At 51.6% G+C, this 6901-nt stretch carries 8 protein-coding genes and 4 tRNA genes; 11 read left to right on the forward strand and 1 reads right to left on the reverse strand.

Annotated features, from left to right (window positions below; genetic code table 11):
• The first annotated feature begins 28 nt into the window (after positions 1-28).
• The 6 genes from JW984_00950 (at position 29) to pyrF (ending at position 5215) form a co-directional block, all read left to right on the forward strand.
• Positions 29-979, forward strand: coding sequence for a glycosyltransferase family 2 protein (locus JW984_00950; protein MBN1571747.1), 951 nt, complete (start codon positions 29-31; stop codon positions 977-979).
• Between the two features lie 266 nt (positions 980-1245).
• Positions 1246-2310, forward strand: coding sequence for a D-glycero-beta-D-manno-heptose-7-phosphate kinase (rfaE1, locus tag JW984_00955; protein ID MBN1571748.1), 1065 nt, complete (start codon positions 1246-1248; stop codon positions 2308-2310).
• Positions 2311-2620: 310 nt separating this feature from the next.
• Positions 2621-3502, forward strand: a complete 882-nt coding sequence (locus JW984_00960) for a YicC family protein (GenBank protein ID MBN1571749.1) — start codon at positions 2621-2623, stop codon at positions 3500-3502.
• Positions 3503-3536: 34 nt separating this feature from the next.
• On the forward strand, positions 3537-3815 hold the full coding sequence (locus tag JW984_00965) for a DUF370 domain-containing protein (GenBank protein MBN1571750.1): 279 nt from the start codon (positions 3537-3539) through the stop codon (positions 3813-3815).
• Positions 3816-3891: 76 nt separating this feature from the next.
• Positions 3892-4509, forward strand: coding sequence for a guanylate kinase (gene gmk / locus JW984_00970; protein ID MBN1571751.1), 618 nt, complete (start codon positions 3892-3894; stop codon positions 4507-4509).
• Positions 4490-5215, forward strand: coding sequence for an orotidine-5'-phosphate decarboxylase (pyrF, locus tag JW984_00975; GenBank protein MBN1571752.1), 726 nt, complete (start codon positions 4490-4492; stop codon positions 5213-5215). Before gmk ends, pyrF begins: the two co-directional genes overlap by 20 nt.
• 58 nt (positions 5216-5273) lie before the next feature.
• Here the strand turns inward: pyrF and JW984_00980 are convergent, their stop codons facing one another.
• A complete protein-coding gene (locus tag JW984_00980; GenBank protein MBN1571753.1) occupies positions 5274-5921 on the reverse strand; it encodes a GNAT family N-acetyltransferase in 648 nt (215 codons plus the stop codon).
• A gap of 130 nt (positions 5922-6051) precedes the next feature.
• Between JW984_00980 and JW984_00985 the strand changes: the two genes are divergently transcribed.
• From JW984_00985 to JW984_01005, 5 genes are all read left to right on the forward strand, one after another.
• Positions 6052-6126: transfer RNA gene (locus JW984_00985), tRNA-Thr, on the forward strand.
• A gap of 273 nt (positions 6127-6399) precedes the next feature.
• Positions 6400-6484 (forward strand) — tRNA-Tyr (locus JW984_00990).
• Between the two features lie 8 nt (positions 6485-6492).
• A tRNA-Gly gene (locus JW984_00995) sits at positions 6493-6569 on the forward strand.
• Between the two features lie 123 nt (positions 6570-6692).
• Positions 6693-6769 (forward strand) — tRNA-Thr (locus tag JW984_01000).
• Between the two features lie 46 nt (positions 6770-6815).
• A partial coding sequence (locus JW984_01005; GenBank protein MBN1571754.1) for an elongation factor Tu occupies positions 6816-6901 on the forward strand: 86 nt, incomplete at its 3' end.

The raw sequence follows: 6901 nt of genomic DNA on the forward strand, positions 1-6901 counted from the left end.
TAAATAGCTAAATGGGGGAATTTTAGCAGTGCTTCGCTTCTCATTTATTATAGCCAGCTTCAATAACAAGGATATTCTTACGCCCTGTTTCGAGTCCATTGCTAAAAACGTGAAGAAGGGTGACTACGAGATAATAGTGTCCGACAACGGCTCGACGGACAACAGCGTAAGCTTCATAAAGGAAAAATTTTCCGAAATATATGTCATCGAAAACGATAGGAATCTGGGATTTGCCGCCGCCATAAATAAGGGTATTAAAAAATCAAAAGGCAAATATATCGTATTGATGAACACCGATACCGAGCTGACTCCGACCGCTCTGGACAAGATAGCCAAATACATGGACGAAAATCCCGATGTGGGGATTTGCGGCGGCGAGCTGATCGGCCCCGACGGCAAGCCTCAGAACAGTGCCGCCGCCTTTCCGGGCATATTGACCGAGCTTTTCAATAAATCGCTATTGAAGCTCCTCTTCCCAACGAAGTATCCGGGGAAGGTAAGCGAGATGAACGAGCCGATAGACGTCGATTCGGTCATAGGGGCGCTGATGGTGGTGAGAAAGTCCGCCATCGATAAAATCGGCCCCCTCGATGAGAGATACTTTTTCTACATGGAGGAGACGGACTGGTGTCTCCGCATGAAAAGGGGCGGCTACCGTGTCTCTATCTTGACCGACGTGAGGATAATCCACCATCAGGGGAAGACGGCGAAGCGTTATCCGAGAAGGTCGAAGATTGAATACTTCATCTCCTCGATGATCTACATGAAGAAGCACCACTCCGCTGTATACGCATTTACGTTCAGCGTGGGTCTCTTTTTAAAAGTCTTTATAAGTTTGATCATAAGTCTTCTTGTGTGTATCCTGACGCTCTGTCTCGTCCGCTCCGTAAGGGAGAGGGTCAGGAGGTACGAGAGGCTCGTGCGATGGTTTTTCGTGGGAAGGCCTATATCCTGGGGGCTCCGTGGAATTTCAAAATAGACTCTTGCGCGGGAATAATATTCGTTTGGGGGAGGATGGTCTTAGACGGGACGGCGGGGATTCTTGTCGTTTTGTGCGTTGGGCGGGGGGGGGCGAGTGATTTTTCGCAATCCCCGAAGGAACGGGCCGTTTTTGTACACCGTTCTTTGTCAGGTGGGTGATTTAGATTGGGATGGAATGATCGGGGTCAACGGCGTATAATTCACGGTTTTTGGTGCTGCCGGTTTCTTTTTGAATAGTTGACTGTCCAATGGAAGATATTAAAAATGACGATTGAAGAGATATATCCCACGGCCGACCTTGTGGACTTCGTTGACAAATTTTCAAAGGCGAAGGTCCTTGTCGTCGGCGACGTTATGGTGGATGAGTTCATCTGGGGAAAGGTCGAGCGGATCTCCCCGGAGGCGCCGGTGCCGGTTCTGGAGGTTCAGAGAGAGACGCGGGTTCTGGGAGGTGCGGCAAACGTCGTGAACAACATCCGCGCATTGGGGGGGAGGGTCTTTGTTACCGGCGTCGTCGGAAACGACGATATGGCAAGACTCTTGACGGACGAGCTTAAAAGAATCGGGGTGGAGACCAAAGGAATTGTAAAAGACAAGGGGAGGCCCACAACGATAAAGACCAGGGTCATCGCCCATCACCAGCAGGTGGTCAGGTTTGACAGGGAGAACAAGGCCCCCGTTCCGGAAGGTGTAACCGACGCAATTTTAAAATATACGCGCTCTCTCGCCGGCGAGATCGACGCAATTGTGGTGGCGGACTACGGCAAGGGGGTGATCGAGGCCGGGCTGGTCGGGGAGCTGGTGGAGATCTCGGAAAAAAACAACCTGATCCTCTCCGTCGACCCTAAGGTTGAAAACTTCCCCTTTTACAGGAACGTTACCGTTGTCACCCCCAACCACTATGAGGCGGAAAGCTCCGTCGGAAAAAAGATAGTCGACGAGGACTCGCTCCTTAAGACGGGACAGGCCATTCTGGAGATATTGAACTGCAAGAACGTCCTAATAACGAGGGGCGAGGACGGGATGACCCTCTTCGAGGAGGGTGGCGACGTTGTCAACATCCCCACCGTTGCAAGGGAGGTCTTTGACGTCACAGGCGCTGGCGATACCGTTATATCCGCCCTTACCCTTGCCGTTGCCTCCGGGGCTACGATGCGGGACGCCGCATTCATCTCGAACTACGCTGCGGGGGTCGTGGTCGGGGAGGTCGGAACGGCCGTGGTTTCCGGCGCGAAGCTCAAGGACGTGATCCTTTCGGCGGTGAACGGCAAGGACGGGCTGGAAGGGATCGGGGCGACGAGGAGAAAAGGGGTCAGGCGGGGTAAGTAATCGAGCTGTTTTCTTCCCCCTTGTTTGGCGGGATTAAGGCATGGCGGCATCGCAAAAATTCTTTTTGTTCTACTATTCAAATACTCATTGAGCTGTAAATTTTGATTTGGGCGGGTTTCAGACCCGCCCATTAAATATTGCAATTAGGTATTGTGAAAGTTTAAAGGCGTCAAAGTCATTGAACGGTGGAAGGGAATCTAAATGAAATACGTTGACATCTACTTCACATGCACGGCAACGTAATAATTGACACGGACATTCGGTTTGGATAAAATAGCCGGATGATTGATAAACAGGCGGAGAATATAAAGTGAGTGAAATCTGCTCCATGACGGGATACGGCGAGGGGAGCTGGGATTGTGAGGGCGGCAAGTATCATATCAGCGTCAAGTCCTTTAACCACAGATACCTCGATGTCAGGGTAAAACTCCCTAACAAGTTCGATCCCTGGGAGTTTGAGATCGTAAACAGAATAAAGGAGCGGTTTGAGCGGGGGAGGATAGAGCTTTATGTGGGCGAGGTCCCAGGGGAGGTAAGGGCGGGAAGACCCTGCGTCGACATCGATCTAGCGGGGGAGTATGTGGGCATTCTTGGTGCGTTGAGGGACAATCTCGATATAAAGGGCGAGATCAGTCTGGATACCCTCGTTCGGATGAAGGGAGTCGTCAATCTGGCCGACGACCCGGGGGATATGGAAAGGCTGTGGGGGGAGTTTGAATCGGCCCTTAACGGAGTTCTCGATGGCTTGGCCGGGGAGAGGGAGCGGGAGGGGCGAAGGCTCAGAGAGGATTTAGATAATCGCCTTGCAAATATAGGGGAGATAACGGCCGAGATCGAAAAAGCGGCCCCTGGGATGGTCGGGGGCTACCGCGAGCGCCTTAACAGGAGGATCAACGAGCTTTTGGAGATCAAGGTCGACCCAGAGAGGATCGAGCAGGAGGTGGTCATATACTCCGACCGCTCCGACATAACCGAGGAGCTGGTGAGGCTGAAAAGCCACATGGAGGGCTTTAAGGAAGCCTTAAATGACGGAAGCCCCGCCGGGAAAAAACTCGACTTCTTCCTCCAGGAGATGTCAAGGGAGATAAACACCATCGGGAGCAAGGCGACGGTTGAGAGTATATCGGGACTTGTCGTCAGGGCGAAGGTCGAGATAGAGAAGATGAGACAGCAGGCACAAAATATCGAGTAACATTATTGAACGGTGAGCGAAGGTAATATATAAAATGAAGTTCAAGTTGTTAAGCCTCGGTTTTGGAAACACGGTCATGGTGAATCGGGTAGTGGCGATTATCAACCCGGACTCGTCTCCTGTAAAGAGGCTCAGGGAGGAGGCGAAAAAGGCCGGGGCGCTGATCGACGTGACTCACGGAAGGAAGACGAGGTCTATAATAATTACCGACTCACACCACGTTATCCTGTCGGCCATCCAGACCGAGACGATAGCCCAGCGCCTGGAATCCTCCCAGGGGGGAGAGGTGGACTTTCCCGTTTCAAATAAATAGGAAATTTTCTCTTGGGATTTGAACGGCCTTCATCGTTTAAATTTAAGACTTATTTTGGATGTTTTTAAGGAATCACATGACAAAGAGGGGAACGGTCTTTATATTCTCAGCACCTTCGGGCGCCGGAAAGACCACGATCGCGTCGAGGGTGGCAAGGGAGTTCCCGGATATTCACGTCGGCATCTCCAACACCACAAGAAAGCCCCGGGGAAAGGAGCGCAATGGGGAGGAGTACTTCTTCGTCTCGGAGGGCGAGTTTGCAAAGATGGAGGGCGAGGATAAATTCCTGGAGACGGCCAACGTCCACGGGAACCTCTACGGGACGTCCAGAGACGAGGTGATTCCATATATAAAAAGTGGGACGGATGTGGTCCTCGACATCGACGTTCAAGGGGCGGTGAAGATAAAAGAGAAGATAGAGACCGTCTCTATCTTTATTTTACCTCCCAGCGTTGATGAGCTTGTAAGGAGGCTGGTAAAAAGGGAGACGGACAGCGACGAGAACATCAAGAGGAGGATCGCAAACTCCAAGGAGGAGGTAAAGAAGGCCTACGAATTCGATTACCTCGTTGTCAATAACGACCTTGAAAGGGCGGTTCACGATGTCTTTGAAATCATCCACTCCGAGCGGAAGAGGATTGAGAGAAACAGTGATCTGCTCGACACTTTTTTAGATGGATACGACAAAAGATAAAAATGCGGGGGAGCGGATAATAGTCGCCCTCGATTATGCGGATTTAAAAACCGCCGAGGAGTTGGTTCGCTACCTTAAGGGTATAATCTCCTTTTTCAAGGTGGGGCTCGAGCTCTTCACTTCCTCGGGCCCGGGCGCCGTAAAAATGGTCACCGAAAACGGCGCAAAGGTTTTCCTGGACCTCAAGTTCCATGACATTCCTAACACGGTGGTAGGGGCCGTTTCGAGCGCCTTGAATTTAAGCGTTTCGATGCTGAACGTCCATGCAGCGGGTGGAGAAGAGATGATGCGGGCGGCCGCCAAGACGGCGGCGGAGTCCGAAAATCGGCCGAAGCTGCTTGCCGTGACGGTCTTGACCTCGATTGACGAGGAGGGCTTTCGCCAGATCGGCTTTTCTGGATCGATCGGGGATTCGGTGGTGAATCTTGCGAAATCTGCCAAAAATTCCGGCCTCGACGGGGTTGTCTGCTCTCCCAACGAGATTCGACCCGTAAGAGAAATCCTCGGGGCCGATTTCCTCATAGTGACGCCGGGGGTGCGCCCGACATGGTCGCAGAAGGACGACCAGAGACGTGTCATGACGCCGGCGGAGGCCCTTAACGCCGGCGCCGACTACATAGTGATCGGAAGACCCATAACAGCGGATAAAGATCCAAGGCGGGCGGCGGAGAGGATCATCGAAGATGTGGATGGTGAGAATATTTAATCGAAGGCAGGGAGGGCCCAGTCAAATATTCGGTGGGGGGATCGCAGAAGTCCGGGCTTTATATCCTTTTAGCAAACACCAAAGCCTTTGTGCCCGGCTTCGATTTCCTCTCCCATAGGATGTTCGGAAGCTCCCTTACTATCTCGTAGCCGTTCTTCCTGTAAAAAGGGACGGCTTTTCTATTTTGGTCCGTGGTGACGAGGTGAATTCCACAGGCGCCTTCCTCTCTCATCCTTCCCTCGAAAGCATCAATCAGCATCCCACCCAGGCCGCCCCGCTGGTGCTCCGGGAGGAGGTTGATGTGCAGGTGGGCAGGATATTTCTCGAGGAGGTCACCGGCATAAAGCTCCTCCTCGAACCTCCCGTAGCCCCTGAGACCTAAAATGAACATGACGTCCCTCGGGTGGGAGACGAGGGTTCTCGAGAACATGCGCTTCAAGACCTTCGGGATGATACGGCGGTTGTATTCCCCCTTCTGGTTTATCGTGTCGGGGGTTCCTATAATATATCCTACAGCGGTGCCGTCGGCCTCGGCGACGAAACAGTTTTCCGGCTCGTAATCAATATAGTACGAGGCGAAGATAAGACCGAATAAAATCCCGTCGCCGAAGTGGGGAGTGGCGTCCTCTCCGAAGTAACCGGTCTTGTAACAGACGTGGAGAACTTCTTCTCTGTCCGTCTTTTTATAAGGCCTTACATTAGTCATTTGGATTCGGTTTTTTTAGGAAAGTCCCAATTATAAGAGACCTAATTTATAAAATCAACGTAGAAATTATCTAAAAAAAGCTTGACATAAAAAAATATTCAATATAAAATTGTAAGATTGTTAGATTATTGCTGGCGTAGCTCAACGGTAGAGCAGCTGATTTGTAATCAGCAGGTTGCGGGTTCAAATCCCATCGCCAGCTCCAATCACGGGAGGGGTCGGGGGGTCGGGCAAATTTGGAGTCGAGGGGCGGGTAAGTTGGGGGTTTGGGTGAGTTGGGGGTTTGGGTGAGTTGGGGGGGTTAGGAATACTTTTTGTGGTGGGCCGGGGGATTGGAGGTCGGGAGGATTGGGGTGAGGGATTTTTAAGTAGAGGGCCAGGGTGCTTTGGGGCACGGTCAGCAATTTCATTGGGCAGGGGGGCAGGGATTATAAGGCGGGAAGGTCGGAATTCTTAGTAATCTTAATCGTGAGGATGTGGAGGGGTTCCCGAGTGGTCAAAGGGATCAGACTGTAAATCTGACGGCTCAGCCTTCGGAGGTTCAAATCCTCCCCCCTCCACCATTTAACTTGCGGGAATAGCTCAGTTGGCTAGAGCATCAGCCTTCCAAGCTGAGGGTCGCGGGTTCGAATCCCGTTTCCCGCTCCAGAACGGGGGGTCAGGTATCGAGGGTCGGGCGTCAGGGGGGGGCTGGGGTTATAATTGTTTTAAGAACATAGTACATATTTTATTGATAATAAGTATAATTGCTGTTTGGTTTTATAACGCTATGCCCGCGTAGCTCAGTAGGTAGTAGCGCTTCCTTGGTAAGGAAGAGGTCACCGGTTCAAGTCCGGTCGTGGGCTCCATAATAGACTAAAGCTATTATATAAATTTTTCTGGAGGTATTGTCTGATGGCCAAGAAGAAATTTGAGAGGACCAAGCCGCACGTAAACGTGGGAACGATCGGCCACATAGATCACGGGAAGACGACATTGAC

The organism is Candidatus Zymogenus saltonus (assembly GCA_016929395.1).
GTDB lineage: Bacteria > Desulfobacterota > Zymogenia > Zymogenales > Zymogenaceae > Zymogenus > Zymogenus saltonus.